The sequence below is a fragment of the Anaerostipes sp. genome (assembly GCF_018381315.1).
GTDB lineage: Bacteria > Bacillota > Clostridia > Lachnospirales > Lachnospiraceae > Anaerostipes.
Genome location: NZ_JAGZSD010000001.1, coordinates 1 through 26,434, shown reverse-complemented (window position 1 = coordinate 26,434; position 26,434 = coordinate 1). Strand labels below are relative to the sequence as shown.

The window sequence follows — 26,434 nt, the reverse complement described above, 5'->3', positions numbered from 1 at the left end:
CTATGGTCTACAATTCTATTATAATAATACAACATGGAGGTGTCAAGACATGAAAGAAGAAATACAGGTTTTGTTTGGTCGGGCTATTCGGAAATTTAGATCAGAAAAACATATTTCGCAAGAATCATTTGCCGATATGTGCGGATTACATAGAACTTATATTAGTGATATTGAACGTGGTCAACGCAATGTATCCATTGAAAATATCGAAAAAATGGCTGATGCCTTAAATATGAATATTTCTGATATATTTAAGGAGGTTGAACAAGATGAGGGCATTTGATAAATTTATGGATGCGCCCGCCGAATTTTGGCCATTTATAAAATTTATTTCCGAACAGTTGGGTTACTCAAAAAGGGGGTCCGGCACTGTCAGAAAATACACAAAACAAGAAATCGAAAATCTTTGCCGCGAAACACATACTCGTATAGACAATAATACTATCAGTGATGCGTTGACGTACACTAACATGCGTGCTGATTTGTTAAATAATGATGTTCAAAATAATTTGATGGATGCTGAAACAGCAAGACGGGCATTTGAAAGTGTCTATCCTATTTATAAACAGGACAATTTGCAGTGTAAATTACCACTCAATAAACAAAAAGGTGCTATGAAACAAATTGCTTACTTTACTGCAATAATCAATATTCTTGCTGAAAAGACAATTCGTGAGATAAAAGGTAATACACATACAATGGAATTTGATGATGACCCTAGAGGATTGACATATATATGGGATAGACACGGAAACATTATTGGGGGTTCTTCACGACGGTTTGATGGGGCATATCCGGGTATCCAGAATCCGTCTATTGTGTGGGAAATAAAAGAATATTATTATGCAACAACATTTGGCAGCAGAGTTGCAGATGGAGTTTATGAAACACAACTTGATGGTTACGAATTCAAAGATCTTTTTGACAGAACGGGGTATAAAGTACATCATATTTTATTTTTAGATGCCTATAGAACATGGTGGACACAGGGAAAGTCATATCTATGTCGAATTATTGATGCTCTTAATTCTAGGGCGGTTGATGAGGTTATAGTTGGACAGGAAGTATTTGAACGATGGCCAGAACTACTTCGTGAATTAATATAATATTATTATTTTTTTGGTAATACCCAATGTCATTAAGTTAAGGCTGAGATGCGGATACTCTGATAAAGCAAGGTGTATAGAAATATATACCCTGCTCTTTTTTATGATTTTTCAAAAAAGTATTGACAATGATACAAAAATTTGTGGCGAAGCCTCTTGTTTAAAGGAGATATTACAAATGAACAAAAATGCAGATTATTTAAAGACCTGTTTGGATGCGTGTATTTGAAAAATTACAGCTCATCTAGAGAACTATTCCCTGATTCCAAATACTTTTTCAAATTATTTCGGGACAAGTTAACTTCCAAGCCTATTTTGTTTTAAGGGTACCGGATTGCTGCAATCGATGGCAGTGACCTCTCCCTACCCTTTAATCCCAAAGAAGATTATATATTAGGTGATTATCATTATTCCACTCTTCGTTTAAACAATCTATATGATGTGTGCAGCAAAGTCTTTATTGATGCAGTTATCCAGCGTGGATTGAAAGAGAATAAAACAGATGCTGCTTGCACTATAGTTGATCAGCCTGCGGAAACTTATCCAGTTATTATTGTGGCAGATAGAGGATACGAGAATTACAATCTGTTTGCACATATAGAGAAGCGACTTTTTAATTATGTCATTAGGATTAGGGACATTGGTTCACGCGCAAGCATGTCATCAGAATTTGATTTTCCCTCCGAGGGAACTTTTGACCTGACGCGTGATATTATAATTACCAGACAATCCACTAGGCAGGAAATCAAATCAAATACAAATATTTCAGCAAACAGGCACGTTTTGATTAAATAAAAGACAGTAAATGCGCCGATAACGAACTAACGATTCGTTTTGTTTGGTCTCGGTTAAAAGTTGAAAACTATGAATTGGTAGCTACAAGTCTTCCGGAAGAAGACCCGAAACACCACCAACAGATCATTTCACAGAAGCGTCCGAATCTGTATTACATTTTTAGACACAAAAGAAATGAACCTCCGTTTGATATAGGGATCACAATAGCAAGGTTCTCATTACCAGAAAGGCCCAACCGATCCCGACCAAAAGATTCCGTAAATCCCGAAGAACGAGTGTATATAAACATCATTCTCCGGGGTTACTGATACCACTAAAATATTATCTTAATGACATTGGTGTAATATCCCCCATTTTTTCTCTTACAATACAAGGTCAGATCTGCCTTGTAGCCCTCGAATACATCAACCCGTGTTATATAATACAATATGCCTTTGAACCTTATAACATGAGTTGTTACTACATCCGGGCGGTAGCCTATCTAAAACAGCGCTTCTTCTTTATGATTGATGGTAGGCCGGATAGCTACCGAAAATACGCCCACACAGGCGGGATAATGGGTTCCAGTGTGGTTCTTGTAATACCCAATTCCTCAACCTCCTGGCATAACACCTAAATTTAACAAAAAGCCATACAAAAAATAAACGCCAAAAACCTACCCAATTTTCACTTTCTAAAAATCAGTAAGGTTTTATATGCTATTAAAGTGATTTATTCATTAAATGATATCCGAAATGTCTCCAAATCGTTTCCAACGCTTAAACAGATTGCTCGTAAACTACTCAAACTCAATCGTAGCCGGCGGTTTCCCCGTGCAGTCGTACATCACCCGGTTCACATGCTCCACTTCATTCACGATCCTGGTAGTTACCTTCCCAAGCACTTCCCAAGGAATCTGTGCTGCATCTGCAGTCATAAAGTCTGACGTATTAACAGCCCTCAATGCAATGGCATAGTCATAGGTTCTTCCATCCCCCATAACTCCCACAGACCTCATGTTTGTCAGGGCCGCAAAATACTGGCCAAGTCCTTTGTCAACTCCTGCCTTTGCAATCTCTTCTCTGTAGATTGCATCAGCATCCTGCACGATCTTAACCTTCTCAGCTGTCACTTCCCCAATGATACGGATTCCAAGTCCCGGTCCCGGGAATGGCTGTCTCATAACAAGGTATTCCGGGATTCCAAGCTCTCTTCCGGCCTGCCTTACTTCATCTTTAAACAGGTCGCGGAGAGGCTCGATGATCTCCTTGAAATCTACATAGTCAGGAAGCCCTCCCACATTATGATGGGATTTGATGGTGGCAGATTTTCCCACACCGCTTTCCACCACATCCGGGTAAATAGTTCCCTGTACAAGGAAGTCCACAGATCCGATTTTCTTTGCTTCTTCCTCAAACACACGGATAAATTCTTCACCGATAATTTTGCGTTTCTGTTCCGGCTCTTCTACTCCGGCTAATTTCTCATAAAATCTGTCCTGTACATTCACACGGATAAAGTTCAGATCATACGGTCCTTCCGGCCCGAAGACTGCTTCCACTTCATCTCCTTCATTTTTGCGGAGCAGGCCATGGTCTACGAAGACACAGGTCAGCTGTTTTCCAACTGCCTTTGCCAGCATAACGGCTGCCACAGAGGAATCCACGCCGCCGGATAATGCACAGAGCACTTTTCCGTCTCCTACTTTTTCACGAATGGATTTGATCATGTCTTCCACAAAAGAATCCATGTTCCAGTCACCCCTGCACTCACATACTTTATATAAGAAATTATAGATCATTTCTTTTCCCTGTTCTGTATGCATAACTTCCGGATGGAACTGGGTTGCATAAAGCTTCTTGTCCGCATTTTCCATCGCTGCCACCGGGCATACCGGAGTCGTTGCGGTAATCTTAAAGCCTTCCGGTGCTTCTGCGATATAGTCTGTATGGCTCATCCAGCAGACTGTTTTTTCTCCCACGCCGTCAAAGATCTTTGATGAAGGATCCAGATCCACTTCTGTGTGTCCATACTCGCTGACAGGCGCAGTCCCTACCTTGCCGCCCAGGACATGTGCCATCAGCTGGGAGCCGTAGCAGATACCCAGGATCGGGATTCCCAGTTCAAAGATTGCTTTTTCATAGGTAGCGGAATCTTCTCCGTAGACGCTGTTCGGTCCTCCGGTAAAAATGATTCCTTTTGGATTGTATTCTTTTATTTCTTCAAGTGAGGCAGTGTAAGGTTTGATTTCACAATAAACGTTACATTCTCTGACTCTCCTTGCAATAAGCTGATTGTACTGTCCCCCGAAATCAAGGACTAGAAATTTCTCGTGGTTCACGGGCGTTCCTCCTATATTCCTGTATTACTTTATAAAATATCCTATATTCTTATATATTATAAGGTAGGCATGGTCTTTTTACAACTCAATTCTTCCCTGATCTCATTGATTTTGACAGCTTTTGGTGCTAGAATGATAAAAAAGTCGAATGAAATGGAGAATTTTATGAAATTATTAGAGGAGCGCATTGTAAAGGACGGCGTATTAAAGGATGGGGGAATCCTCAAAGTTGACAGTTTCTTAAACCACCAGATGGACATCGGGCTGCTGCAGGAGATCGGAAAAGAATTCAGAAGATTATTTCCAGAAAATATCACCAGAATTTTAACCATTGAAGCTTCAGGGATCGGGATCGCTACGATTGCAGCACAGTATTTTGACAATATCCCGGTTGTATTTGCCAAGAAGTCCATGTCTAAGAATCTGGACGGCGACCTGCTGACCTCTAAGGTAATCTCATATACAAAGGGCTTGGAGTTTGATATTTTTGTTGAAAAGAAGTTTTTGTCTCCGGATGACAATATTTTGATCATTGATGATTTCCTTGCCAACGGACAGGCTTTGAACGGCCTGATTGATCTTGTCAACGGCTCTGGTGCGAACCTGGTGGGCTGCGGTATCGTGATTGAGAAAGGTTTCCAGGACGGCGGACAGATTATCCGTGATAAAGGCGTACATTTAGAATCTCTGGCTATCGTTGAAGATCCGAAAGACGGAAAGATTTGTTTTAGAGAGCAGTAAACCTACATATTAAAAACCTGAGAGCTGATGTTTTGACACGTCAGCTCTTTTTCACTGCTCATTTCCCTCCAGCGGCACGCCGGATGAATCATTTGTTCTTGTATATTCCATTTTTTCTTCCTTCCTGTTTCTTATCCAAGTATGATTAACCTGTTTTTATATTCCGCTTCCTCCAGGCTTTTTACGTACCGTACCGGTGTCATATTTGTGTATTTTCGAAAATCCTTCATCATATGAGACTGGTCATAATAACCTGCATTCATGGCAATAGCCAGAAGGTCTTTTTCGTCTTCCTCCCATTTCAAACTGTTTAAAATCGTCTGGAACCTGGCGATCTTGCAGTAGGTTTTCGGGGAAATTCCCATGTTTTCTTTAAACACTTTGTTGACATAACGGACAGAATACCCGGTCAGTTCTCCCAATTCTTCTATTTTTATATTTCCGGCTCTCTGGGTGATTTCATCCACCAGATAATTTCCAAGATTCCGGTCATCGAGATGCTCCAGTGCGTCCTGATGATAATTTACGTAGAATTCTAAAAAGTTTCGGATCTGTGCCAGAAAATCACGGCTCATAATGATCTTGTCAAACACTTCTTCCTCCTTCATAAATTCCATCAGGGCCGCCTCCCCTTCCACCAGCTCATCCGGCTTTACGGTGTCCGGAAGGAGGACTTTTCCGGGCATGAACCGGACGCCGAAAAAATAATCTCCCGGTTTTCCTATCATCGGGGAAGCCTTCAGTCTCGTGCCGATGATGCTTGCATACGGGTGGTCCTGGCTGCAGTAAAACAGAAAGTCCACACATCCGTCCGGTACAATGGACAGGATGTCGTGGACGTCCTCTTCGACTCTGAATGCATAAAAATGTGAAATTCCATAAGCTGTCATAACGGCCTTGTAGTAGTGGGATGTAGTCATCACCAATGACGGCTGTTTGGGTACGATCAATTTTTTTGGATGTTTCGGCTCCATAGTTTTCCCCCATTTTTGTTTTTTATAATCAGATCTTTGCCTGGAATCGGTCGTACCTTAATTCTGTCAGATCCAGGGCTGTGCTGCCGTCAACAACCAACTGGGAGAGCTGTTCTCCCACTGCCGGAGCGATGCCGAATCCGTGTCCTGAAAAGCCGCAGGCAAGGATCAGGCCGGGCACTTCCTCTACTTTGCTGATGACCGGTACTTTGTCGGCGCATAGGTCCATCCAGCCGGCCCAGGTACGGACAATTTTTGCTTCCGAGAGGGAGGGGAAATATTTCATGATGCCCCGGCAGATACAGGATGCCGTAATACTTGAATTGACCGGAGTCCCGTTGTCTTTGTTGAAGCCTTCAAAATTAGAGGAGCCTCCGAACACAAAAGAACCATGCTTTGTCTGATGGCCATAAAAGTCCGCTTCCGCTGTTCCCAGCATCTGGCCGAACATCTCCGGTTCAGCCTCCGTCACCAGACATTCCAGCAGTGCCGGCTGCATGGGGATATCCACGCCTGCGGTTCCTGCGATCTCCCGGCTGTGGATTCCCGCTGCCAGTATGATACTTTCTGCTTCATACACATTTTTTTTGGTGATAAGCTGCCTTGCTTTCCCGCGGACCTTCCGAACAGCCGTCACATCCTCCCCGGTTATGAATCTGGCACCCAATTCTCTGGCTTTCTTGTAAAACGCCAGCGTAGCAAGCATAGGATTTGCATGGCCGTCTGTGGGACACCAGCTGGCTCCTATGACTTCATCAGAGAGATATGGACAGATATCCCTGACTTCTTCCCCGGAGATCATGCGCACATCCAGTCCGCAGGAACGGGCATTTTCTGCCAGGCCGCTGAGTATTTCCATATGCTTTTCCGTCTTTCCAAGGCGGAGATTTCCGTCCTGGCAGTATTCCACATCAGTTCCCAGCTCCTCTGAAAGTGTGGGCCACAGATTCTTTATCCCGTACATAGCAAGGGGCAGTTCCCGCTTATCACGGCCCGACTGCCGGACTCCGCCTCCGTTTCTGCTGGATCCTCCGTCACCCAGGTGGTCACTTTTCTCCAGCACGATAACGGAACAGCCTTTCTTTGCCAGATAGTAAGCTGTGGCATTTCCAATAATGCCTCCTCCAACCACAATAACATCTGCACAGTTGTTTCCCATATTAGCGTACCTCCTTTCCCAAAACTTTCATTTCTGTAGGGCGCATCGGTGCTCTTGAAGCAGCAGGCTCCAATTCTGCCGGTGAAACTCCAAGCTCCCCTGCCACGATTCCCTTGACCAGCTTCGAACAGGTCTGGCCCTGGCAGAGCCCCATTCCCGTCCTTAAATATCTGCGGATCTCTGTCAGTGTAAACATCCCGTCGTGAACCGCTTTCCGGATCTCTCCCTTTGTGATCTCTTCACACCGGCAGATAATTGTATCATCATCCTCAGCCGGAATAAATTCCTTTATTTTTTTTGACCTGTCATTGATCTGATTCACTGTTCATTCCTCCTCCGTCATTTTGAACTGCACCTGTTATGATGCCTGAAAAAATCTTGCCTTCATTGCCATTTCAACAGGCACTCTGATGGTCAGAAGGCTGGTGCGGTCAAATGCCTTTGATGTCTTGACATCAATCACCTCTGCCGGGCATACTTCATTTCCGCTGCGGTCAAGTGCCTTTCCCGCTTCTCCTTTTTCCGGCAGGGGAAGAAATTCATATGGCAGAGTCACACTTGCATAGTCCTCTTCATACTGCTCATTGACCAGGAAAATAGCCTGGCCGGAACAGGCAGCCACACACATACCGCATCCGATGCATTGGGCTTCCGGATCCACCGCCGGCAGGGAGGTAATGTTTTCTCCGATTTTGATACATTTTTTCGGGCAGGCATCCTGGCATGGGTTACAGGGAATGTTCTGGGTACATTCCATTACCGGATGAACCCCTATGGTCTTCGTAACTCCCGGGTACTGTTTCACCTCTGTCTCATCCAGATACCCTTTTTCAAGAAGGTTCATGGAAATGCCACAGCCCTCTTCTGTTTTCTCCAAAAGCTTTCCTTTGTTCTCCGGCCCGAACATTCCCTGCCTGAGACTTTCTAGTGCTTCCTCCAGGGAAGCAAGCTTTTCATCCCGTTCTTTTTCTTCCATAAAACCAAGTTCGCAGGCAGCGGCTGTTCCTGCCATACGGCCTTCGATCATGGCAGAGCTGGCTTCTTCAATGCCGGAGACATCTCCTGCTGCGAAGATCCCTTTCACTGATGTCTCACCGTATTCATCACAGATCGGCACCTGCCCTCCCTTTTTCGGATTGTCCTCCGTTCTGCATCCTGCCATCTTAAGCAGCTGGGACATCGGGGAAAGTCCGACTGCGAGACATATGGTATCCACATCAAAATGCTTTTCGGAGCCCGGCACGGTCTGCCAGTTCTCATCTACTTTGGCGATCGTAACACCTGTGACACAATCTTCTCCTTCTGCTTTTACAATGGTGTGGGATAAGTAAAACGGCACGCCGCATCTGGCCACCTTTGCGGCGTGGACACCATACCCTCCGATCCGCGGAGCCGCATCCACGAGAGCCGCCACTTCACAGCCTGCCTGCATCAGCTGATAGCTGACCACAAGGCCTACATTTCCGCTTCCAAGCATTAAAACTTTTTTCCCGGGCTTTATGCCGTGCAGATTCATCATGGTCTGGGCCGCCCCTGCTCCGATGACCCCCGGCAGTGTCCACCCGTCAAAGGTCACCATATTTTCTGAAGCCCCGGTTGCTGTAATTATGGCATCTCCTTTGAAATGATGAATTTCATCTCCGATCCGCACTGTGATCTCTTTATCCAGATAAAGCCCTATGACCGCGGCATTTAAGACAACCTGCACTCCCGCCTGTTCCGCTTCCTTTAACAGGTCTTCCCCAATCTTAAATCCCCTGATCTTGGCCTTATGTTCTTTAGAGCCAAAGAACTTATGTATCTGCTTAAACAGCTGTCCCCCAGGTTTTTCATTTTCGTCAAAAACAACCACCTGCATTCCCTTTTTTGCCGCCTCAATAGCCGCAGACAGGCCGGACGGACCCGCTCCAACAACGATCAAATCATACCGTTTCATATTTTCATCATCCCTTCATCTGATTATTCCCTGCACTGACTCCGTACTGAGTCTGCACCCTCATTCCTTCTTTCAGAGGTGTCACACAAGTCCTCACATTGGGCCTTCCATCCACAACCATAACACAGTCTGTACAGCGCCCGATGGCACAAAAAATACCCCGCGGCTTACCATACTTTTTCGTATGCCGGTGCACCATCACCCCTGCAGCCTTCAGCGCCGCCGCAATCGGTTCACCCTCATAACCCGTCATAGGCCTGCCGTCATAAAAGAAAGAAACCTCCTTTCCCTTATCTGTTTTTCCTAAAATGGGATGTTCTTCAATTCTCATATTTAAAACCCTCCTTTTCCAGTCGGTGATAATAAACTCACGCCATCCTCGGTGCATCCCACAGGTTAAGCTTCGTCCCAACTCCCTGGTCCAGTGCTTTCCGATAGAGTTCTGTTCCCCACGCTACATCTTCCACTGGCATTCCTCCAATGGAGAACAGAATGATCTCATCATCATTTTTTCTCCCCGGAACCTTTCCATTGATGATATCGCCGATATCTTCTATTTTTTCTCTCGGCATCATACCATCATGATACATATCCACAAATTTAGTACCGATGATGGCTACGGTTTCAAAAGACGGATGAGGGTATTCCTCAGTCCACGCTTCATAAAGTCCAAAATTATCTACCACAGTCTTTGCCCTGTTGATCAAAAAATCATCCTCAAAGTTGGCACATGCGGGAAGGCTGAAAAATGCTCCCGGCTTGATCCATTCCTCCTTGATCATCGGATAATTTTTAGAACCCTCCGGACAGGATGTTGCCATGCTGATAATATCCGATCCCCGGACAAGCTCTTCCAATGTTTCTGATACCTCTATGGTCTTAAACTGAGGGAACTTTGTTTTCACATAATCTATAAAGCTTTCAATGGAACCTTTGCCTCTTCCTTTAATTTTAATCGTATCCAGATCCGGACACGTGCAGACAAAGGCCTCCAATGCCGTTTTATTCATAACACCGGGTCCGTAGACTGCAAGAACTTTTGAATTTTTTCTCGCCAGATGTTTGGCGCCGACGCCCGGGACCGCCCCTGTGCGGTAAGCACTCAGCAGATTTGCAGACATCAGAGATCTCGGCGCCCCGGTTTCTTTGTCATTCAGCATAAGCATCAGGATGGATCTTGGAAGACCTTTCTCTTTGTTTTCCACATTGGATCCGTACCACTTCATGCCTGCCATATCATACTCTCCGCCTAAATAGGCAGGCATCGCCATAAACCTCCGGTCAGGACCGTTCACCGGCATGTTCGGAAACGGCGAAGCATCCGGAAAAGAAACCATACATCCATGGGAATTGCCGTTAGACCCTCCCATGGCGTAATCCCCCTTGCTAAGAAGCCGGAACATATCTTCCATGCTTTCCACACAGCCCTTCATATCTGACACCCCAAGCTTCACCATTTCCTCTTCATTTAAATATAAAAAATCAACCTTCGCTTTGCTCATAATCTGATCCTCCTGTATGAAATATGAATATTTACTGTCTGCCGGCATATATCACTGGCCGAACTGTCATGCCATTGTATTTACTGTCTGCATTTCCGGACATTCCACGGTTCCTCTTTTTTTGATTCCTTTAACCCATACCACTGAGAATGCCGTCAGTGCCAAGAGCAGTGTGCCGAAAATTTTATAAATCAAAATCTTTGCATCTCCTTCCGCTATATTTAAAATCATGTAGATATCTCCTATGATACAGATGATCTGAGGGATGCCCTTAAACATAAGTTTTTGATTCCTTCCCTCTGCCTCCGGATACCGTTTTCTTAAAATAAGCACTGTGATATTGACCATAATATAAGATGTAAGCCAGAAACAGGATGCCGCCAGAATGATGTTCGTAAGCCCTGAAGACTGGGTAAATCCGCTGACAATTAATACAATGATTCCGCCGCTCAGCAGGGCAATTCCTGCCGCCGGAACTCCATATTTATTTTTTCTTTGAAAAGCTGCGGGGAATAATTCATTTTCCGCCATGCCGCTCAGGATATTGGGAATGCCGCCGAGGACTGTGTTGACTGTGCTGATCCCTGCCAAAAGAGTAACAATTCCCATCCAGTAAACTCCCATCTGGCCCATGCAGCGTTCCGCAAACAGCATATGGGGCATCGGGTTGGCGGCAAGTTCCTGTAAGGTGACATATTGGGTCATTCCCACACCGAGAAGGGCCTGAACTCCAAACAGCACCACAATGCCGATAATCATAGCCAAAAGCACATCCCGCTTTGGATTTTTCAGATCTTTAGACACGGGGATAACAAACTCAATGCCGATAAACAGCCAGAATGCCAGGGCAGATAAGGATACGATTCCTCCGATGCCTGTGACCTGGGGTTTTGTCTGCTGTGCGGCAGTGATCACTTCCCCTGTCCCCAGATGGAAAAAGCTGATAATCCCCATCAGGAGAAACGAAGCCAGCAGCAGAAATACTACGATGTTCTGTATCCTTGCAAAAAAATCCACTCCCTTATAATTCACATAAGACAAAACTCCCAGAAGGATGACACTGATCACCGGCGCCGGGATCTGAGGAAGAAATATCTGGTGGAGTACTGTCCCGCACATGGCAATCTCTACAGATCCTGATAAAATATCCACGATTACATATGCGGAAAGTGTAGAGATCATTGATGCTACCGGTCCAAGGCCCACCAATGTATACTGCCCAAGCCCTCCTTCTGCCTTTGGCATCATGGAATGAAGCTCTGAAAAGCTCAATGCCAAAAAACCGTTTAAGATCAGTACAACAAATAATGCGATAATGAAATTCTTGCCTGCAAGCCCCATCCCCTGCCCCAGGGAAAGCAGACAGCTTGTTGCAACGATCAGGCCCACACAGACAGATACCGCACTTCCAAGTCCCAACTTTTTTGTAGTCTCCATATATACCACTCCTTTTTCACAAACAAGGAAAAGGCGTCCTCCGGATCATCATCCGGTGAACGCCTTTGTTCCCAACTCTTATTTATTCGTTTCTTACTGATGGACTACAGCTTACTCTCTTTCATTTCATATGAATTGTAAAAATCGGAACTCCTTAAATTATTTCTTCAAATCTCACAAGACCGATGTAATATCTGGCGGAGTCATCAAGAAGTACTTTCTCTGGAATCTCTTCTCTTTCTCCGCAGTTGGACCAGATCAAAGTACGCTTCTCCTCGTCATACCCTGTGATGGTCACCCAATGCCAGTTGTCCTCACGGAACTCCTTCCTGGAATGTCTCCAGATCAGCAGGGCAACGGGGTGTCCGCTGTACAGTCCTTCTTTGATAAATTCCAGGCAGGCCTGCCTGTCTCTTGGCAGAAACATACTCTTTGCCCTGAGTTCCCTGCCTCTGCCGGATGCAAAGCTTATAAAATCCTTTTTAAACTTTCCGATCAGCGGATAGCCCATAAAACCGGGCGTCATATAACGATACATCTCTTCCATAAGTTCCAGATATGATTCATAGGATATAGAAGCAGGATCCTTAACCTCTTTAGAAAACAGTCCCTCACAGACGGCGATATTGGTGCCCGTAACGCTGCCGCATCCCGCCCGGCGCTGGAAAGTGCCTGGAAACCATTCCTGATTGCCGCCGTAAGCTAAATATTTTCCGTTTTGATATATCTTCGGACACTTTAATTCCATCTCGCATCTCTCCTTTTCCCACTATAATAACTTTTTTTGTCAAGATATACAACCCTTGCTGCATAGACTATGTAAAAAGGCCCAGGTGTGTGTTATGAAACAATTGTCAAAAAAGCAGCTATTAAAACTCTGCATCGTATTTCCGATTCTGGTAAGCCTGCTGTCCAGGCTTTTAACTCCCCGGATGGATGAGGTCTTCCGCCAGCTGAATAAACCTCCCTTCGTTCCGGCTCCATGGATCTTTTCTGTAGTATGGCTGATCCTCGATATTTTACTCGGGTTAAGCCTTTATACAATGCTGGTCTCAGACATAACAGAGCAGGAAAAAAAGCAGGGACTTAAGCTGTTTCTTGCCGTGTCCTGCTTTCTGTTCTTCTGGCCGATCATTTTCTTTGAATATGGGCTGGTGTTCTTCTCCTTTGTATGGATTTTAGCTCTGAATCTGCTCAACGCACTGATGTTTTATGTCTACAAGAAATTCATCAGAAAATCTGCCTGCCTTCTGATTCCGTATATCGTCTGGTGTCTTTTCGCGGCCCTGTTAAACCTCGGATTCCTGATCGTCAATTAAACCTTTAAATCCCGCCGGATAAATACATACTTGGATTCTGTCGACAGAGACGGTTCATACGCATATCCATCCCAGTCAAACTCTTTGATATCCTCCGGCCGGTCAATCCTGTTTTTCACAATATGACGGACCATCTGTCCTCTGGCCATCTTGGCCCATGCCACGATGGTCCGGAGTTTTCCGCCCCTCATGGTGAGAAATTCCACGTCCACAAAACGGTCCGGCCCATCCAGATACTTCCTCACAGTTTTCGCATACTCTTCGGAAGCCAGATTGAGGATTACATCCTGTTCTCTGTAAAGTTCCTTATAAATCTCATCTCCCCAAAACTGGTACAGGCTCTGCCCCGCCGGCTTAAACCTGCACCCCATCTCCAGACGGTACGGATGAATGGCATCTGCCGGCTTCAGCACTCCGTACATCCCGCTCAGGATTCTGACATGTTTCCGGGCATATTTCATATCCCATCCGTTAAAGTCTGCTGCCTTTATATTCTGAAAAACCAGGCCGTCATAGGTGAGAATGGCAGCGCTGCCGGGTCCGTTTTTAAAATCCTGTATATCTAAAAAAGCCTGCAGGGCAATCTTTTCATTTACCTTCATCAAGGATTCGATCTCCCAGGGCTTTAAAGTTTTCAATTCTTCATAAATCTGCTCAGTCTTCTCAAAAAAGACAGGGGCTGTCAGATTCTTCTGTTTCTCATTCCTGACTTTCATATTTTTTGCAGGTGAAATAATCGCTATCATGGTACTTCCTTGTGTTATAATGGGTTTCATGAAAGGCGGTGCATCATGAAACAATTTCTGCTTACAATCTCATTATCGGTGTTTCTTATTACATTTTCGGTCATCTTCACGCTGAACTTCCGGCCGCTTTATTACGCTGATATTCAGCTGCTCCATATCAGCCGGGAATCCGGATACTCTGAAAAACAAATCAGAGAAAATTATGACCGGCTGATCGACTATAATTCTGTATTTTATAAAAAAGACCTGAAGTTCCCCTCTCTTTCCATGTCAGAGGAAGGAAAGATTCACTTTCAGGATGTGAAGCGTATTTTCTCCGGTATTCAATATGCCTGTGCGGCATCTTTTATCATAATCCTTGCAGGCCTTTTATGGAAGCGGGAAAAAAAGGATTTCCGCTTTTTAAAAAAAGCATCCGTTTTAGCCGCCCTGCTTCCCCTGATTTTCGGAGTCCTTATCTGGGCGGCCGGATGGGACAGGTCCTTCGTGATATTTCACGAACTTGCCTTCTCCAATGATTACTGGATTTTTGATGAAGCTTTTGACCCTGTCATCACCATCCTGCCGGATGCCTTTTTTCTTCACTGCGCTGTCCTGATGGCCGCAGTCCTTGTCCTGTTATGCGCTGTGTGCTTCCTTACAGGAAAGCATTTATGCCGCAGGCAGGAATCTTAATAGTATCTTCCCAATGCGTCCGCTGCGATAATCGCTGCATATACATCCTCCGGAGTCACTTCAAACGGCATGTTGCCCAGGGTGTCATCCGGAGAGCATGCAAGGCGCGCTACTTCCATGATCTGTTCTTCTTTGACTTCCTTGATTCCCAGATCCGCAAGGGTAGTCGGAAGCTCTGCCTCCTGGCAGAATCCCAGAACCTCCTGAATCTCATCCTGGTCTGCCCCTTCCAGAACCAGCTGTACCAAGGTTCCGAAAGCTACCTTCTCTCCATGATAAAACTCATGGGTTTCCGGGATTGCAGTTAAACCGTTGTGGATTGCATGTGCCCCGGCCAATCCGCCGCTCTCAAATCCGATTCCTGACAGATAGGTATTTGCCTCAATGACATGTTCCACTGCTTTTGTGCAGATATTTTCACGGACAGCAAGTTTTGCATCAATTCCTTCATCCATCAAAGTTTCATAACAAAGTTCTGCCAGAGCCATTGCAGCAAGTGTAATCTTTCCGCCCACACAGTTGGATGCGTCAGACTGCTTACATGCCCTCGCCTCAAAATATGTTGCCAGTGCGTCTCCCATTCCGGCTACCAAAAGGCGTTCCGGCGCTTTGCTGACGATATCAGTATCCACCAGCACCATATTCGGACTTGCAGGAAGGAACAGGTATTTCTCGAAGACACCTTCATCAGTATAGATAACAGACAGTGCACTGCACGGAGCATCTGTAGATGCAATGGTCGGCACTATGATCACCGGCTTTTTCATATAGTAAGCCACTGCCTTTGCAGTGTCGTGAATTTTTCCGCCGCCGATTCCCACGATAACTTCGCTTCCGGCTTTTTCACACATCTCCATAACACGATTGATCTCTGTCATGCAGCACTCTCCGTTAAATGCCTCATATGTAATCTTTGCATCACCCTGACCATCTGTGATGGAAGGCTCCACCCTTTTTCTTCCGGACGGACTTGTCAGCACAAAAAGGTTGCTTCCATAGTTCTGTGCGTATGTACACAGGTTCTTGATCTCCCCTTTTCCCTGAATATAACGGCTTGGGCTTGCGATAATACTTGCCATAGTGATTTCCTCCTTGAATACTTTGATTCTTATGAATCGTTTGAGAGATTAACTAGTATCAATATATTTACTATACCATGAAGTTCTTTTGAAAATCCACCGCTGAATGTTAAAACTTTGTCATAGGAATACTTGGAAAGGCTCCCCGATAAATAAAGATAGACACAGCCAATGCTTTTCTGTTATTTTTATGTTATATTATTATTTAACGCATTTATTACAATCTCTTTACAAAGGAAGAAGTGTATGCGCACCCGAAAAAAATTTAAAACAGAATCAATCAAAAAAGCCGTAAAAAAAGCAAAACATCAGCCACGGCATATACGGGCGGCAGCACAGAAGGCTGCTCTGTATCTGTCCTTTTTCGCTGTTTTGGGCGCCGCCATATTCTCAGGAGTCCATGTTTACAAAAGCTACAGCAAGGAGACATGGAAGTCACAGGAAAAGCCCGTACAAACCGGCACAGAAAAAACATCTGAAGAACAAAAAGAGAACACAAAGCAATGGTATGACCACCGCGCTGTTGCCCATGCTCTGGGTGAGATCGACGGAAAAGAATATACAAATTCCAAAGATGCTTTCTTAAACTCTTATGAAAAGGGCTTCAAGGTTTTTGAAGTGGATCTGATGCAGACCACTGATCATGTCATGGTTGCCCGGCATTATTGGGGAAAGGATTTAAGTGATCCGAAAAGCAAAGGGGGCAGCCCCGTTTCTTATGCGCAATTTAAAAGGGTCAAGCTTTATGGAAAGTATACATCCGTCTCATTAAAAGAACTCTTTGAACTCATGGACCGATATCCTGATACTTACATAATGACAGACACAAAGGACAGCGATGCCGCTGCAGCAAAAGATGATTTCTCAGTCATAGTACGGACTGCTGAGAAGATGAATAAGAAATATCTTCTTGACCGGCTGATCGTACAGATTTATAATCAGCCAATGTATTATGCCATCAAGCAAGTTCATCCCTTCCGCCATGTTGTATATACGACCTACAAGCAGACGGACGTTGCTTTCAGCAAGATGATACGGTTTTGTAAAGCTAACGGGATTGAAGCCGTTACTGTTCCGTCCGGCAGTGTCAATGATTTCAGAATGGAATTACTCAGTAAGGCCGGCATTTACTCTTTTACCCATACAGTCAACAGCGTCTATGAAACCAGAGAATATATGAAGCTTGGAGTTTATGGGGTTTACACAGATTACTTAACAAATACAGAGGTAGATTTGTGTTCTCTCAACCTGAAAAAACAGGAATTTCTGAATCAGTTTCTTAACAAACATTAAAAGAATCCGGCACAGCATTTTGGCTGTCCCGGATTCTTTTTTCCCTTCAGTATCTAATCCTGCTGCTATAACAGGGATTTGTAAATTCCGATGATATCCTCTAAGCTTGCATCCTTTGGATTTCCCGGCGCACATGCATCTGCTGCCGCTGATTCTGAAAGGAACTGAATGTCTTCTTCCTTCACAATCTCTTTCAGATCCTGAGGAATCCCCACATCTACAGAAAGCTGTCTCACTGCATCCACAGCAGCCTTCCTGTATTCTTCCTGGCTCATTTCCTCTGTGCCTTCCACTCCCATAGCTTTGGCAATATACTTATACTTATCTCCTGTAGCATCCGCATTGTATTCCATGACTGCCGGAAGAAGAATAGCATTAGCAACGCCGTGAGGTGTGTCATAGACTGCACCCAGAGAGTGAGCCATAGAATGAACGATTCCAAGGCCTACATTAGAGAATCCCATACCTGCTACGTACTGTCCGAGGGCCATTCCCTCACGTCCCTCATCTGTGTTATTTACTGCACCTCTTAAATTCTCAGAAATCAGTTCAATCGCTTTTAAATGGAACATGTCTGTCATTTCCCAGGCATCTTTTGTAGTATATCCTTCAATGGCATGTGTAAGGGCATCCATTCCGGTAGCCGCTGTAAGCCCCTTCGGCATAGAAGACATCATGTCCGGATCAATCACAGCGATAACCGGAATATCATGGGTATCTACACAGACAAACTTTCTCCTCTTTTCTACATCAGTAATTACATAATTAATGGTAACCTCTGCTGCTGTTCCGGCAGTTGTGGGAACCGCAATGATCGGCACAGAAGGATTCTTTGTAGGCGCCACACCCTCAAGGCTTCTGACATCCTCAAACTCCGGATTGGCAATAATAATTCCTATGGCTTTTGACGTATCCATAGAGGAACCTCCGCCAATTGCAATCAGGTAATCTGCTCCGGACTCCTTAAACGCTTTCACTCCGGTCTGCACATTTTCAATCGTCGGATTTGGCTTAATGTTAGAATATACTTCATATTCATATCCAGCCTGGTCAAGTACATCCGTTACCTTTTTTGTCACACCGAACTTTACAAGATCCGGATCAGAACAGATAAAAGCTTTCTTAAAACCTCTGGCTCCGACTTCTGCTGAAATCTCACTGACTGCACCTTTTCCATGATACGATGTTTCATTTAACACGATACGCTTTGCCATAGCAACCTCCTTAACTTACCACTGGTCATTTGTCTCTTTAACTCCAGTTTAATCTCCTTATGGCTGCCGGACAAGTGACAGATTTCACTGAATGTCAAAAATGTGACAATCCCAAAAAAGTGTAACCTAAAGATCTTTTAAAAGCTCTGAAAGTTCCGGCGGCAGGGCACGGATCAGCAGATCTGCCATCTCCTCTGTGCTTCGTTTCATACCCTCTGTCACCCATTGAACGGTCATATAAATCGAACCGCGGCAGTACATCTCAAGAAGAAACCTGATGTCCGCAGGTATTTCCTTTTGAAGCTTCTTTTTTATAATATCGGAATAAAATCTGTAGATGAAATCATAATCATGCTGAAGGAGAGAATTATGGTCTTCTGACCTGAATGCCGCAGTAAAAAAATGCCGCTCTCCCTTGATAAACTCAAACTTTTTGATCAGTCCTTCTCTTAGAGTCAGGCTGACCCCCATCTGCTCAAACGACACGATGGCAAGTTTGTCAAAATACCAGTTTACCAGGTCATATTTATCTTTAAAATTCCTGTAAAAGGTCTGCCTTGTGAGACCGCAGCACTCCACGATCTGTTTCACCGTGATCCGGTCCACCGGCGTATAAGCCATCAGCTCTTTGACGGCTTTGGCCAGTTTATATTTTGTCCTCTCGGAAGCATCCATATCATTCACCTCTGTTCCTTTATTCGTATTTTTTAATATAACACATGTCCGGTGCAAATAAGCTGAGCTGGGTTTCCACGCAGGTCTCTGCCTTCCGCTCTTTTATCCTGTCATATGCATCCGGTTCACTGCAGAGCGCCAGAGATTCCGGACTGTATTTTTCTGTCTTCTTCTTTACAGATACATCGTCCCTGTTGGCATAACAATAGACACATCCGTTGGGACAGGTATCGTAAGCCCCGATATCTATGCTGGCCGCGCATCCACACTCTGATCTCTGATTTTTATCTTTATCCACAGAAATATCCATCCCTATGACCTTTTCCACAAGCCTGCGGTCCACACAGGAACCTGGCTGAATGCCAAAACAGGACAAATCGTATTTTTCTGCGCAGGTAACAACCTCCATACCGTGTTTCCCGGCCGCTGCACCAGCTGCTTCAGCAAAAGAAAAGACTTCTTCTTCCGTAAGAGGTCTGATCCCCATGTGGGACAGTCTGATTTTTATCTTTTTATACACATCAAGAAAGCTTATGACTACCCTGTCTGCATATCCGCCCAGGGATGCTGCCATCTCTTCGAATTTACGGATCTGCCATTCTAAGGAGTACTTTTCACTGATTAATACAGGATCATAACGCCAGATATTTCTCTCCCTGCCGATCTGCCCGGAAAGCTCTTTAAATAGAGGAATCATCCTCTGCTCCTTGTCCGGAATCCCCGGTTCTATTTCTTTGCCGTATCCATTTAAAGTAAACTGAAAGTAAAACGGATAGTCCTTGAGCTCTTTCAGGCGGTGCATAAAGTTTGATGGGTTTTTCGTCCAGAATACAATGCAGTCAACGTTCTCCCTGGTCAAAGCAATCCAGCTTACTTGTTTTGGATTTACAGGATTCCTCACAAGAACAAAGCCTTCCTTTATTCGATTTAAAAACCAGTCTCCGTAAAATGCAGGTATATCCGTCCGGCGGCTTACACTCAGAATCATAGTGATGTTCTCCTTTTAAATATAGTATATCATGGCCAAAGCAATCTGCTGATATAATTCTTAAAATTATTAGATTTTCTGTTGACACGAATAACTGTAACTGTTATGATTACAATATAAACTGTAACTCAGATAATTACATATTTGATGAAACAGAGGGGGATCAATATATGAACAGCGAATTTACGATAGCAGTCCACGCACTTGTTTTTTTAAATCACAAAAAAGAAAGCGTATCCAGCGATAAACTGGCAGCCAATATATGTACGAATCCGGCCAGAGTCCGAAAGATTATGGGCAAACTTAAAAAAAGGGGCCTGATTTCTACAAAGGAAGGTGTGGTGGGAGGATATTTATTTGACTTAGACCCTTCAAAGGTAACATTGGAAGACATCAGCAGAGCCCTGGATGTGCAGTTTGTTTCATCCTCATGGCGCAGCGGCGACAGCAATCTTCCCTGTCTGGTTGCCTCCGGCATGGCAGGTATTATGGATGACGTTTACGGAAAACTGGATAATTTGTGCAGAGATTATTTAAAACAGGTAACCATTGAGACTATCGATCAGAAGATTTTTGGTCATTCCACAGTAAAGGAGAATGAAGTATGAAAAAATACGATGCAGTGATCATTGGTTTCGGAAAAGGCGGAAAAACATTAGCAGGAACCTTGGCCGCCGCCGGAAAGAAAACAGCCCTTGTCGAGAAGGACAGCAAAATGTATGGAGGAACCTGCATCAATGTAGGATGCATTCCTTCCAAATCATTTGTGACAAGTGCAGCTTTTTCCGCCAAACTTGATACTTCCTTTGAAGAAAAGGCAAGACTGTATAAAGAAGCAGCCGCCAAAAAAACGAAGCTTACAGATGCACTCAGAAATAAAAATTATCATAAAGTTGCTGACCTCGAAAATGCAGATGTTTTCAACGGTGAAGCATCCTTCGTGGACAGCCGTCATGTAAAAGTAGCTCTGCAGGATGAGACAATCGAGCTGGAGGCAGAACAAATCTTTATTAACACCGGGGCAAGTCCTTTTATCCCTCCGATTGAAGGTCTGTCCGGCAGCCGCCGTGTCTACATCAGCGAGACTATGCTTTCCCTTGAAGATCTGCCAAGACAGCTGGTTATCATCGGCGGCGGATATATCGGTATGGAGTTCGCCTCTATCTACCGGAATTTTGGATCTGACGTCACGGTGATCCAGGACGGCGGAGTATTTCTTCCAAGAGAAGACCGGGATATTGCAGATGCCGTTGCAGCAAGCTTAAAAGAGCGCGGGGTTGAACTTTTGCTTTCCACGAAAATCAGCTCCGTACATGACAGGGAACAGCAGACCGTTGTATCTGCAGAAACACCGGAAGGTCCGAAAGAGATTTTGGCAGATGCTGTTTTAGTGGCTACCGGACGCCGTCCCAACGTAAAGGATTTGAATCTCAGCGCCGCAGGAGTTGAGCTGACCCCAAGAAATGCGGTAAAGACGGATGAATTTCTTCAGACAACAGCTCCCGGTATTTACGCTATGGGAGATGTGGCCGGGGGCCTTCAGTTTACTTATATCTCTCTGGATGATTTCCGCATTGTAAAATCACAGATTCTGGGAAACAAAGAGCGGAACATTAACAACCGCGGCGCCGTACCGTACAGTGTCTTTTTAGACCCTCCGTTTTCCAGGGTTGGATTAAGCGAGGCTGAGGCTGTACAGCAGGGCTATGAGGTAAAAACAGCAAAACTGCCCGCCGCCGCGATTCCGAAAGCCAACGTTCTGGGCCAGACAACAGGCCTCCTGAAAGCTGTAATTGATGCCAAAACCAACGAGATTTTAGGCGCTCATCTATTCTGCGCTGAATCCCATGAAATGATTAACCTGATCAAACTTGCCATGGATGCCCATCTTCCATATACAGTACTGAGAGATACTATTTATACGCACCCGACCATGAGTGAGGCATTTAACGACTTATTTAATATCTAGGAGAATTTATGCAGTATTTGATATCATTTTTAGAAGGAATCATCACCTTTATTTCACCCTGTCTTCTGCCGATGCTGCCCATCTACATTTCATATTTTGCAGGTGAGACGACAGACCGGCCGAAACATAAGGCTCTTTCCAATGCCATAACCTTTGTAGCCGGATTTACCTTTGTATTCGTTCTCCTGGGTGCCTTTGCAGGCACTCTCGGGGGACTGCTCAATTCACATAAGACCATTGTAAACATTGTAACAGGACTGATTGTAATTGTTTTCGGCCTGAATTTTATCGGGGTATTCAACATAGGCTTGTTAAACCGGACAAAACGCAGCCAGATGGAAGTTAAAAAACATTCCCTCATCTCATCTTTTATATTCGGCATCGTTTTTTCCATTGGGTGGACTCCCTGTGTAGGTGCGTTCCTGGGTTCTGCCCTGATGATGGCATCCCAGCAGGGTTCCGCAGCCAAGGGGATCCTCATGCTTTTTCTCTATTCCATGGGGCTGGGTATACCGTTCATCATCAGCGCTGTTATCATTGAGCGGCTGATGACCGCATTTGGATGGATCAAAGCCCACTATGGGATCATCACAAAAATATCCGGTATTCTGCTTATTATCGTGGGCTTCATGATGATGTTCGGAATGATGGACCGCTTTTTATCAATCTTGACATTTTAGGAGGAATCTATGAAACAGAGAACAAAACTGATAGGGATTGTTATCATCCTCATCATACTATTAGCCGGAGCTTTTATCCTTTACCAGAATCTCAGCAAAAACTATACGGCAGAGGAAACAGCGGAAGAGACTTCTTCAAATGAAAGTACAGAAAAACAGGAAACGGTCACGGCACCGGACTTCACAGCTGAGAATGCCAAAGGTAAATCTGTCAGCTTTTTCTCTTTGACCGGAAAGAAACCCATTGTCCTTAACTTCTGGGCCAGCTGGTGTCCTCCCTGCAAGCAGGAGATGCCGGGATTTGAAGCCATGTATAAAAAATATTCAGACAAAGTGGACTTCGTCATGGTCAATATGACTGACGGCGCAAGAGAGACAAAGAAAAAAGCCTCTGATTTTATCAAAAAACAGGGCTACACTTTCCCTGTTTATTACGATACGGAACAGGAAGCTGCTTATAACTATCAGGCGGAATCTCTTCCCACAACTTATTTTGTCAGCCGGGACGGTGACATCGTATCCGGGGCAAGAGGAGCCATGGCAGAAAGCACCTTAGAATCAGAGATTAAAAAACTGATAAAGGAATAATAAAAGAAGGAGGGAAACTGACAACGGACAGCTTCCCTCCTTTTCCTGACTCAAATATCCACTCTGCAGTTCATAGCCTCACCCAGCATCCGGATCTCGTCTTCAAAAATACAGTGCTTTATTTCCTTTTTCTTCACTTTTTCCTGGAATTCAAAAAAATCTATCCAGCGCACAGACTCCACTTCCTCTTTCTGGAGGGTGAATTCTTCTTCCGTAAGCTTTGTCTCATAAATGTATATTGCACTCAGCTCATGATTGTGAAATGGTTTCCCATGAAAAACATCCTTTACCACTGAGTCTCTCATACCTATAAACCGCAGCTCCCGGGGCTCTGCCTGTACTCCAAGCTCCTCGGAAAGCTCTCTCACAGCAGTATTCAGATAATCATCTCCCGCATTCATATGTCCGGCAGAAGACACATCATAATAGCCGGGAAATGCATCCTTTCCCAGGCTGCGCTTCTGAAGCAGAAGATCGAATCCATCCTTCTTCCTGCGCACCAGCCAGATATGGGAAGTCCCATGTAGGTCTCCGTTCCCGTGTACTATTGATCTCTCCTTCACTACTCCTGTAGCTTCCCCATCCGGTGTGAGGATATCAAAGAGCTCCATATCACTGCCGTTTAAACACGCCTGTCTCAGACGGTCTCCTTCATACACAAGCTTCAGGGAAAAGAAAGGCTCGTTCTCAGCCAGCAGTTTAAAAAAGATTTTGTCTCCCTCCCAAAGGTTCAGGTTCATGATATCCTTCTTATCCACCCACTCTAAGACGCCTTCATCACAGGAGATCATGTCCCCTTCATAACCGTCAGCTGTAAACAGGCTGATATATTCCATAGGCCAGTCATCACAAAGAAATGTAAGAATGCCGCGGAACTGAAAGGATGTAAGCCTTAGTCCTGTCTCTTCCCGCACTTCCCTTAAAAGACAGTCCTCCGGGCTTTCTCCGTATTCAAAATGCCCGCCGACACCGATCCACTTATCTTTATTTACATCATTCTTTTTCACTGTCCGGTGCAGCATTAAATACTTGTGGTCCTTTTCTATATAGCACAGCGTTGAAAATTTAATCTCATTCATCTATCATCCATCCTGATTTCATCTGTTTATAACGGGCGGAATTCCGCCCCGTTTCCTAACTCCCAGTACCCTGCTTTTCCTGTTCCCAGCTCAAAATGAAGTTTTGCAATCCCCATATCGATCTCTTCAAAACCATTTTTGACTTCCGCAGAAACGCTGAGCTTTCCGTTCTGCCACAAAAATTCCACAGGCTGGCCGTTCATAGCGGAAGGCGCTTTTACGACAGCTTCCATACCTTCCATGATCCAGTCCGGAACTTCCCCATCTGCTTTCAGCATCTGCTCTGCTGTTTTGCCCTTTTTCTTTACAAAGGATGAAATCATCTTTTCTTTAGTCCTCTTATCTGTCTCCACATACCCTATGGTGATAACCGCTTCCAGGCTCTCGTCCCGCTCCACATCGCATACACAGCTGTCTTTTTTATATGTACCTCCGACCCAGCATGTGCCAAGTCCTGCAGCAGTGGCCAGCAGCACCAGCTTTTCACCGAAATAACCCAGCTTCTCCTTAAGATTTGGATCGTCCTTTTTCCCCACCATTGCAATAAAACCATGTACATTTTTAAACATGCCGTAACTCATTTTAATCTTCGATATATTTCCCTCATCTGTAATAAGCTGCAGATGAAGTCCCTGTTCCTTATTGATCTCCCGGATCATCTGAAACAAGGGCTTAGCGTCTTTTTCTCTTAAATACTCCGGAAGATAGGTTCTTCTGGAACATCTCCGGCTGATCGCTTCTCTCGTATTCATTTCTGCCTCCTTATGCTCGCCCTGATTAAATCGTAGCTCTCCCCGATCATTCGTTTTATATCTTTGTCCGGGACGGAACCGTCCAGAATAATTGAATTCCAATACTTTTTATTCATATGATAGGCCGGCACAACAGAATCATAAGTCTCTCTCCACACTGAGATCCACTCCGGATCACACTTTATATTGACCCAAATATGCCCGTCCCGTTCAAAAATATAGGCAAATGTCTTTTTGTTTGTCTCATGCCTCATCACCGTCCAGTTACTGTCATGAAACGGATAATCCTCATAAACCTGGTTCAAAGACATGCAATATGCAATTACTTCATCCCTTGTCCGCATACCCGGCCTCCTTTCCATAGTCTTTCTATTATAACACTGATTTTTGGTTTTTGCCCAGAAAAAGAAGAAACAGACAGCGGACTGCTGCCTGTTTCTGTTAATATTTAATATCTTTGAATCATAAATGCATTTGTCTGGGGCGGAATGCTTGCCGTCATAAAATCCGCATGCTCTACCCGCACCCGGTCACCCTGCCTTAAATCCCGCAGCCGGATTCTGCTGCCCCGGCGGTCCAGAATGGGAGTATCTTCTGTGACCACAAATCGGATCTGGCTTTCGGCTCTGCCGGGTATCCCTGTATATAGAAAGTTGTTGTGCAGATCAACTTCGGCCACTTTTCCGTTGGTCAGCGCTGTTCCGCAAGGACTGCTTTTCACAATAATTCTGTACGCCCTGGTCTGAGGGGGAATACTGCGCGTCATGGCCATGGAAACCCATGCATCAATCATCATGCCTTCTTTTAAATCTTTGGAAGTGATCTTTTTCCCGTTGCTGCAGTGGATTAATGTATGGTCATCCACAATCATTATGACAACAGACTGTTTTTTACTGCTTTCGGGCAGAAAGCAGGTTGTCTGTACATAATCAATGGTTCCGGAACGCATGATGTTTTCAATTGTCCCGCCCTTGATCTTTATACTTTCTTCCTGATCAGAATCCCATATATTTTCACAAAAGCTCATGCTTAAACTATTCCTTTTTCTTTTATATTATGCAGAACTATAAAATTGTGAAGTTATTTACTGTATTTCCCTGAAAGATGCTTTTTCAAGCGCTTTTTTGCACTTTTTTGATCCTGAATGTTCTCTTTTTCCTCTGTAAAGTATTCTACTGCATCCTGCCATTCTTTTAAACTGAAACTGTCAGCATCCACTTTGTCCAAAACTTGATTGATCACTCTGCTCTTAATCCCGTCTCTGAGTTCCGAAAGATATGCACATCCGCTTTTCTCTGCCAAAAAATCCAACAGTCCCTGTTTTGCCATTCTTGATATCCTCCCATCCTCTGCCGCCTGTATTTCCGTACAAAAACTACGCCTGGTGATTAAAGCAGACTTTTTTCC

30 protein-coding genes are annotated in these 26,434 nt (G+C 44.6%); 11 read left to right on the top strand and 19 right to left on the bottom strand.

Annotation, left to right across the window (positions count from 1 at the left end; all coding sequences use genetic code 11):
* The first annotated feature begins 49 nt into the window (after window positions 1-49).
* The 3 genes from KH180_RS00145 (at window position 50) to KH180_RS16905 (ending at window position 1,901) form a co-directional block, all read left to right on the top strand.
* Window positions 50-283, top strand: coding sequence for a helix-turn-helix domain-containing protein (locus KH180_RS00145; RefSeq protein WP_290755217.1), 234 nt, complete (start codon window positions 50-52; stop codon window positions 281-283).
* A complete protein-coding gene (locus KH180_RS00140; RefSeq protein WP_290755216.1) occupies window positions 270-1,106 on the top strand; it encodes a DUF7687 domain-containing protein in 837 nt (278 codons plus the stop codon). Before KH180_RS00145 ends, KH180_RS00140 begins: the two co-directional genes overlap by 14 nt.
* Window positions 1,107-1,439: 333 nt before the next feature.
* Window positions 1,440-1,901, top strand: coding sequence for a transposase (locus KH180_RS16905; protein ID WP_442859899.1), 462 nt, complete (start codon window positions 1,440-1,442; stop codon window positions 1,899-1,901).
* Window positions 1,902-2,679: 778 nt separating this feature from the next.
* Here KH180_RS16905 and guaA read toward each other — a convergent pair.
* A complete protein-coding gene (gene guaA / locus KH180_RS00135) occupies window positions 2,680-4,221 on the bottom strand; it encodes a glutamine-hydrolyzing GMP synthase (RefSeq protein ID WP_290755213.1) in 1,542 nt (513 codons plus the stop codon).
* Between the two features lie 165 nt (window positions 4,222-4,386).
* Between guaA and KH180_RS00130 the strand changes: the two genes are divergently transcribed.
* On the top strand, window positions 4,387-4,962 hold the full coding sequence (locus KH180_RS00130; RefSeq protein WP_290755210.1) for a xanthine phosphoribosyltransferase: 576 nt from the start codon (window positions 4,387-4,389) through the stop codon (window positions 4,960-4,962).
* Window positions 4,963-5,093: 131 nt separating this feature from the next.
* On the opposite strand, the gene KH180_RS00125 is transcribed toward KH180_RS00130, so the two are convergent.
* The 8 genes from KH180_RS00125 to KH180_RS00090 form a co-directional block, all read right to left on the bottom strand.
* Window positions 5,094-5,936: a helix-turn-helix domain-containing protein gene (locus tag KH180_RS00125; protein ID WP_290755207.1), complete on the bottom strand. Its 843-nt coding sequence runs from the start codon at window positions 5,934-5,936 to the stop codon at window positions 5,094-5,096.
* A 28-nt stretch (window positions 5,937-5,964) separates the two neighbouring features.
* Window positions 5,965-7,095 carry an NAD(P)/FAD-dependent oxidoreductase gene (locus tag KH180_RS00120; protein ID WP_290755204.1) on the bottom strand — a complete coding sequence of 377 codons (1,131 nt, stop codon included), beginning with the start codon at window positions 7,093-7,095 and terminating at the stop codon, window positions 5,965-5,967.
* A gap of 1 nt (window position 7,096) precedes the next feature.
* Window positions 7,097-7,417: a (2Fe-2S)-binding protein gene (locus tag KH180_RS00115; RefSeq protein ID WP_290755202.1), complete on the bottom strand. Its 321-nt coding sequence runs from the start codon at window positions 7,415-7,417 to the stop codon at window positions 7,097-7,099.
* A gap of 36 nt (window positions 7,418-7,453) precedes the next feature.
* On the bottom strand, window positions 7,454-9,031 hold the full coding sequence (locus KH180_RS00110; protein ID WP_290755199.1) for an FAD-dependent oxidoreductase: 1,578 nt from the start codon (window positions 9,029-9,031) through the stop codon (window positions 7,454-7,456).
* Window positions 9,032-9,038: 7 nt separating this feature from the next.
* Window positions 9,039-9,362 (bottom strand): (2Fe-2S)-binding protein, encoded by a 324-nt coding sequence (locus KH180_RS00105; RefSeq protein WP_290755197.1) that lies wholly within the window; start codon window positions 9,360-9,362, stop codon window positions 9,039-9,041.
* A gap of 37 nt (window positions 9,363-9,399) precedes the next feature.
* Window positions 9,400-10,533: a tyramine oxidase subunit B gene (locus KH180_RS00100; protein WP_290755194.1), complete on the bottom strand. Its 1,134-nt coding sequence runs from the start codon at window positions 10,531-10,533 to the stop codon at window positions 9,400-9,402.
* A 66-nt stretch (window positions 10,534-10,599) separates the two neighbouring features.
* Entirely contained in the window at window positions 10,600-11,970 is a 1,371-nt protein-coding gene (locus tag KH180_RS00095) for an APC family permease (RefSeq protein ID WP_290755192.1), read from the bottom strand.
* Window positions 11,971-12,124: 154 nt separating this feature from the next.
* Window positions 12,125-12,718, bottom strand: a complete 594-nt coding sequence (locus tag KH180_RS00090; protein WP_290755190.1) for a hypothetical protein — start codon at window positions 12,716-12,718, stop codon at window positions 12,125-12,127.
* Between the two features lie 94 nt (window positions 12,719-12,812).
* Here KH180_RS00090 and KH180_RS00085 point away from each other — a divergent pair, with 94 nt between their 5' ends.
* Window positions 12,813-13,289, top strand: a complete 477-nt coding sequence (locus KH180_RS00085) for a TspO/MBR family protein (RefSeq protein WP_290755188.1) — start codon at window positions 12,813-12,815, stop codon at window positions 13,287-13,289.
* On the opposite strand, the gene yaaA is transcribed toward KH180_RS00085, so the two are convergent.
* Complete coding sequence (gene yaaA, locus KH180_RS00080; RefSeq protein ID WP_290755184.1) at window positions 13,286-14,035, bottom strand: peroxide stress protein YaaA; 750 nt, start codon at window positions 14,033-14,035, stop codon at window positions 13,286-13,288. The two genes, KH180_RS00085 and yaaA, sit on opposite strands and share 4 nt — an antisense overlap.
* A 45-nt stretch (window positions 14,036-14,080) precedes the next feature.
* On the opposite strand from yaaA, the gene KH180_RS00075 reads away from it, so the two are divergent.
* The gene (locus tag KH180_RS00075; RefSeq protein WP_290755180.1) at window positions 14,081-14,710 is read left to right on the top strand and encodes a TIGR01906 family membrane protein; all 630 of its coding nucleotides are present in this window, start codon (window positions 14,081-14,083) and stop codon (window positions 14,708-14,710) included.
* Here KH180_RS00075 and KH180_RS00070 read toward each other — a convergent pair.
* On the bottom strand, window positions 14,707-15,789 hold the full coding sequence (locus tag KH180_RS00070) for a glycerol dehydrogenase (protein WP_290755177.1): 1,083 nt from the start codon (window positions 15,787-15,789) through the stop codon (window positions 14,707-14,709). The two genes, KH180_RS00075 and KH180_RS00070, sit on opposite strands and share 4 nt — an antisense overlap.
* Before the next feature lie 246 nt (window positions 15,790-16,035).
* Between KH180_RS00070 and KH180_RS00065 the strand changes: the two genes are divergently transcribed.
* Entirely contained in the window at window positions 16,036-17,082 is a 1,047-nt protein-coding gene (locus KH180_RS00065; RefSeq protein WP_290755174.1) for a phosphatidylinositol-specific phospholipase C/glycerophosphodiester phosphodiesterase family protein, read from the top strand.
* Between the two features lie 65 nt (window positions 17,083-17,147).
* On the opposite strand, the gene fucO is transcribed toward KH180_RS00065, so the two are convergent.
* From fucO to KH180_RS00050, 3 genes are all read right to left on the bottom strand, one after another.
* Window positions 17,148-18,296 (bottom strand): lactaldehyde reductase, encoded by a 1,149-nt coding sequence (gene fucO, locus KH180_RS00060; protein WP_290755172.1) that lies wholly within the window; start codon window positions 18,294-18,296, stop codon window positions 17,148-17,150.
* A gap of 126 nt (window positions 18,297-18,422) precedes the next feature.
* Window positions 18,423-18,971, bottom strand: a complete 549-nt coding sequence (locus KH180_RS00055) for a TetR/AcrR family transcriptional regulator (protein WP_290755626.1) — start codon at window positions 18,969-18,971, stop codon at window positions 18,423-18,425.
* Between the two features lie 19 nt (window positions 18,972-18,990).
* Window positions 18,991-19,959 (bottom strand): DUF1848 domain-containing protein, encoded by a 969-nt coding sequence (locus tag KH180_RS00050; protein WP_290755170.1) that lies wholly within the window; start codon window positions 19,957-19,959, stop codon window positions 18,991-18,993.
* A 170-nt stretch (window positions 19,960-20,129) separates the two neighbouring features.
* Here KH180_RS00050 and KH180_RS00045 point away from each other — a divergent pair, with 170 nt between their 5' ends.
* From KH180_RS00045 to KH180_RS00030, 4 genes are read left to right on the top strand one after another with little or no spacing between them, the layout of a single operon-like run.
* Window positions 20,130-20,567 (top strand): RrF2 family transcriptional regulator, encoded by a 438-nt coding sequence (locus tag KH180_RS00045; RefSeq protein WP_290755167.1) that lies wholly within the window; start codon window positions 20,130-20,132, stop codon window positions 20,565-20,567.
* Window positions 20,564-21,928: an FAD-dependent oxidoreductase gene (locus KH180_RS00040; protein ID WP_290755164.1), complete on the top strand. Its 1,365-nt coding sequence runs from the start codon at window positions 20,564-20,566 to the stop codon at window positions 21,926-21,928. The genes KH180_RS00045 and KH180_RS00040 overlap by 4 nt, the downstream gene beginning before the upstream one ends.
* Before the next feature lie 8 nt (window positions 21,929-21,936).
* Entirely contained in the window at window positions 21,937-22,608 is a 672-nt protein-coding gene (locus KH180_RS00035; protein ID WP_290755161.1) for a cytochrome c biogenesis CcdA family protein, read from the top strand.
* A 9-nt stretch (window positions 22,609-22,617) separates the two neighbouring features.
* On the top strand, window positions 22,618-23,196 hold the full coding sequence (locus KH180_RS00030) for a TlpA family protein disulfide reductase (RefSeq protein ID WP_290755158.1): 579 nt from the start codon (window positions 22,618-22,620) through the stop codon (window positions 23,194-23,196).
* A 50-nt stretch (window positions 23,197-23,246) separates the two neighbouring features.
* On the opposite strand, the gene KH180_RS00025 is transcribed toward KH180_RS00030, so the two are convergent.
* The 5 genes from KH180_RS00025 to KH180_RS00005 form a co-directional block, all read right to left on the bottom strand.
* A complete protein-coding gene (locus KH180_RS00025; protein ID WP_290755155.1) occupies window positions 23,247-24,275 on the bottom strand; it encodes an NUDIX domain-containing protein in 1,029 nt (342 codons plus the stop codon).
* Window positions 24,276-24,301: 26 nt separating this feature from the next.
* Window positions 24,302-25,027 (bottom strand): nitroreductase family protein, encoded by a 726-nt coding sequence (locus tag KH180_RS00020; protein ID WP_290755152.1) that lies wholly within the window; start codon window positions 25,025-25,027, stop codon window positions 24,302-24,304.
* On the bottom strand, window positions 25,024-25,371 hold the full coding sequence (locus KH180_RS00015; protein ID WP_290755149.1) for an MmcQ/YjbR family DNA-binding protein: 348 nt from the start codon (window positions 25,369-25,371) through the stop codon (window positions 25,024-25,026). Before KH180_RS00015 ends, KH180_RS00020 begins: the two co-directional genes overlap by 4 nt.
* 104 nt (window positions 25,372-25,475) lie before the next feature.
* Window positions 25,476-26,054 carry a hypothetical protein gene (locus KH180_RS00010; RefSeq protein ID WP_290755146.1) on the bottom strand — a complete coding sequence of 193 codons (579 nt, stop codon included), beginning with the start codon at window positions 26,052-26,054 and terminating at the stop codon, window positions 25,476-25,478.
* Between the two features lie 53 nt (window positions 26,055-26,107).
* A partial coding sequence (locus KH180_RS00005) for a hypothetical protein (RefSeq protein WP_290755144.1) occupies window positions 26,108-26,434 on the bottom strand: 327 nt, incomplete at its 5' end.

What these genes read in the sequence shown, in the direction of transcription:
- KH180_RS00145 (WP_290755217.1), top strand. Translation starts at nt 50, where the DNA reads ATGAAAGAAGAAATACAGGTTTTGTTTGGTCGGGCTATTCGGAAATTT.
- KH180_RS00140 (WP_290755216.1), top strand. Translation starts at nt 270, where the DNA reads ATGAGGGCATTTGATAAATTTATGGATGCGCCCGCCGAATTTTGGCCA.
- KH180_RS00130 (WP_290755210.1), top strand. Translation starts at nt 4,387, where the DNA reads ATGAAATTATTAGAGGAGCGCATTGTAAAGGACGGCGTATTAAAGGAT.
- KH180_RS00125 (WP_290755207.1), bottom strand. Translation starts at nt 5,936, where the DNA reads ATGGAGCCGAAACATCCAAAAAAATTGATCGTACCCAAACAGCCGTCA.
- KH180_RS00120 (WP_290755204.1), bottom strand. Translation starts at nt 7,095, where the DNA reads ATGGGAAACAACTGTGCAGATGTTATTGTGGTTGGAGGAGGCATTATT.
- KH180_RS00110 (WP_290755199.1), bottom strand. Translation starts at nt 9,031, where the DNA reads ATGAAACGGTATGATTTGATCGTTGTTGGAGCGGGTCCGTCCGGCCTG.
- KH180_RS00105 (WP_290755197.1), bottom strand. Translation starts at nt 9,362, where the DNA reads ATGAGAATTGAAGAACATCCCATTTTAGGAAAAACAGATAAGGGAAAG.
- KH180_RS00100 (WP_290755194.1), bottom strand. Translation starts at nt 10,533, where the DNA reads ATGAGCAAAGCGAAGGTTGATTTTTTATATTTAAATGAAGAGGAAATG.
- KH180_RS00095 (WP_290755192.1), bottom strand. Translation starts at nt 11,970, where the DNA reads ATGGAGACTACAAAAAAGTTGGGACTTGGAAGTGCGGTATCTGTCTGT.
- KH180_RS00090 (WP_290755190.1), bottom strand. Translation starts at nt 12,718, where the DNA reads ATGGAATTAAAGTGTCCGAAGATATATCAAAACGGAAAATATTTAGCT.
- KH180_RS00085 (WP_290755188.1), top strand. Translation starts at nt 12,813, where the DNA reads ATGAAACAATTGTCAAAAAAGCAGCTATTAAAACTCTGCATCGTATTT.
- yaaA (WP_290755184.1), bottom strand. Translation starts at nt 14,035, where the DNA reads ATGATAGCGATTATTTCACCTGCAAAAAATATGAAAGTCAGGAATGAG.
- KH180_RS00075 (WP_290755180.1), top strand. Translation starts at nt 14,081, where the DNA reads ATGAAACAATTTCTGCTTACAATCTCATTATCGGTGTTTCTTATTACA.
- KH180_RS00070 (WP_290755177.1), bottom strand. Translation starts at nt 15,789, where the DNA reads ATGGCAAGTATTATCGCAAGCCCAAGCCGTTATATTCAGGGAAAAGGG.
- KH180_RS00065 (WP_290755174.1), top strand. Translation starts at nt 16,036, where the DNA reads ATGCGCACCCGAAAAAAATTTAAAACAGAATCAATCAAAAAAGCCGTA.
- fucO (WP_290755172.1), bottom strand. Translation starts at nt 18,296, where the DNA reads ATGGCAAAGCGTATCGTGTTAAATGAAACATCGTATCATGGAAAAGGT.
- KH180_RS00055 (WP_290755626.1), bottom strand. Translation starts at nt 18,971, where the DNA reads ATGGATGCTTCCGAGAGGACAAAATATAAACTGGCCAAAGCCGTCAAA.
- KH180_RS00050 (WP_290755170.1), bottom strand. Translation starts at nt 19,959, where the DNA reads ATGATTCTGAGTGTAAGCCGCCGGACGGATATACCTGCATTTTACGGA.
- KH180_RS00045 (WP_290755167.1), top strand. Translation starts at nt 20,130, where the DNA reads ATGAACAGCGAATTTACGATAGCAGTCCACGCACTTGTTTTTTTAAAT.
- KH180_RS00040 (WP_290755164.1), top strand. Translation starts at nt 20,564, where the DNA reads ATGAAAAAATACGATGCAGTGATCATTGGTTTCGGAAAAGGCGGAAAA.
- KH180_RS00035 (WP_290755161.1), top strand. Translation starts at nt 21,937, where the DNA reads ATGCAGTATTTGATATCATTTTTAGAAGGAATCATCACCTTTATTTCA.
- KH180_RS00030 (WP_290755158.1), top strand. Translation starts at nt 22,618, where the DNA reads ATGAAACAGAGAACAAAACTGATAGGGATTGTTATCATCCTCATCATA.
- KH180_RS00025 (WP_290755155.1), bottom strand. Translation starts at nt 24,275, where the DNA reads ATGAATGAGATTAAATTTTCAACGCTGTGCTATATAGAAAAGGACCAC.
- KH180_RS00020 (WP_290755152.1), bottom strand. Translation starts at nt 25,027, where the DNA reads ATGAATACGAGAGAAGCGATCAGCCGGAGATGTTCCAGAAGAACCTAT.
- KH180_RS00015 (WP_290755149.1), bottom strand. Translation starts at nt 25,371, where the DNA reads ATGCGGACAAGGGATGAAGTAATTGCATATTGCATGTCTTTGAACCAG.
- KH180_RS00010 (WP_290755146.1), bottom strand. Translation starts at nt 26,054, where the DNA reads ATGAGCTTTTGTGAAAATATATGGGATTCTGATCAGGAAGAAAGTATA.